Origin of the sequence: Candidatus Oscillochloris fontis, assembly GCF_004138135.1 — a bacterium.
Lineage (GTDB): Bacteria > Chloroflexota > Chloroflexia > Chloroflexales > Chloroflexaceae > Oscillochloris > Oscillochloris fontis.
In genome coordinates this window covers 1-1,269 of the sequence record NZ_RYFD01000131.1, presented here as the reverse complement: position 1 = coordinate 1,269, position 1,269 = coordinate 1, and the positions used below count along the sequence as shown (strand labels likewise).

Here is a 1,269-nt window from a genome sequence, read left to right as displayed (position 1 = left end):
GCCAGCGGCGCACCTGAAGGCTGGCGTTGGGCCTTCCTTCCTCGCAGCGCCGAGGCGTCCCAGCGATCGGCGTTCCGATCCGCAGAGAAATGCGTTGGGGATGGATCGCATGCCGGATTCATCACGCACGATGCCGTGCCAAGGTGAGCCGCCGAGAGTGCGCCGTGCCCGCGATCACGCCCCTGCCACACTTATAGATGTGGTTGGTGGGTCATCAGAGTCGCAGCGACCGCGCCGTGGACACCTATCAATCAGTGCCGTGCCAAAGACCAGGCTGGAGTCGCACCAACAGCGCCGTGCCCGACGATCAATGCCGTACCAGAGAACAACGCCGTTCGCGTACCAGCAGATCGCGCCGAGAACGCCGTGTCCACCCATCAGCGCCGTACCAGAGAACAACGCCGTTTGTGTACCAGCAGATCGCGCCAAGAACGCCGTGTCCGACGATCAGCGCCGTGCTAGGAAGCAATACCGGTATTGCCCCAAGCATGTCGTGCCAGCAATCCATGCGGTACCATGGTAGAATAGAGAACAAAGGATCATCCATGGCGCAGGTAGAGACGAGGCGAGATGTGCAGTTCGAGTGGGATGATGAAAAGAACGAAATCAATATCCGCAAACATGGCATTGATTTCGCTGATATTCCGGTCATGTTTCAATCTCCCATGCTTGTTGACCTTGATGATCGTACCGAGTATGGCGAAGAACGATGGATTGGCATCGGGCCATTCCATATGATCATTGCAGTAGTCATCTATACCGAGCGTGGAGACAATCGTATTCGGATTATCTCTGCACGAAAGGCGACGAAATATGAGCGACAACGCTATGAACACGCCTACCCGTACTGATTGGTCGCGGCTTGCCCAGCAAACGGATGATGACATTGATACCAGCGACATCCCTATCCTCACGGATGAGTTCTTTGGTCGGGCAAAATTACTCATTCCACGCGAGATGATTGACCGAACAATACAAATTGATGCAGATGTTATGAAATGGTTAAGAAGTCACGAACAACATGCCACGCAAACCATCAACCATATCCTTCGGGCATACATCGAATCACAGAAGGTGTAACTATCCACATCTAGGGCATGATCACACAAACAGATCTCACTTCAACCGTATGGCCCAACATCGCCTCGCAGGTGACGCCGCTGGCGCGGCCGGTGAACTGGGTGCCATGTCTGGCGTTCCTTCTGGGCAACCATCGCTCGGATCACGGGAACATGGCCAGCGGCGCACCTGAAGGCAGGCGTTGGGCGT

The 1,269-nt window shown here is 55.2% G+C and carries 2 protein-coding genes; both read left to right on the top strand.

Annotation, left to right across the window (positions count from 1 at the left end):
* Positions 1-545: 545 nt before the first annotated feature.
* The gene (locus EKD03_RS18260) at positions 546-851 is read left to right on the top strand and encodes a BrnT family toxin (protein WP_238613588.1); all 306 of its coding nucleotides are present in this window, start codon (positions 546-548) and stop codon (positions 849-851) included.
* Positions 814-1,080 carry a hypothetical protein gene (locus EKD03_RS18255; RefSeq protein WP_129633888.1) on the top strand — a complete coding sequence of 89 codons (267 nt, stop codon included), beginning with the start codon at positions 814-816 and terminating at the stop codon, positions 1,078-1,080. Before EKD03_RS18260 ends, EKD03_RS18255 begins: the two co-directional genes overlap by 38 nt.
* Positions 1,081-1,269: the final 189 nt, after the last annotated feature.

Coding starts and splice junctions, on each gene's coding strand:
- EKD03_RS18260 (WP_238613588.1), top strand. CDS start 546: ATGGCGCAGGTAGAGACGAGGCGAGATGTGCAGTTCGAGTGGGATGAT.
- EKD03_RS18255 (WP_129633888.1), top strand. CDS start 814: ATGAGCGACAACGCTATGAACACGCCTACCCGTACTGATTGGTCGCGG.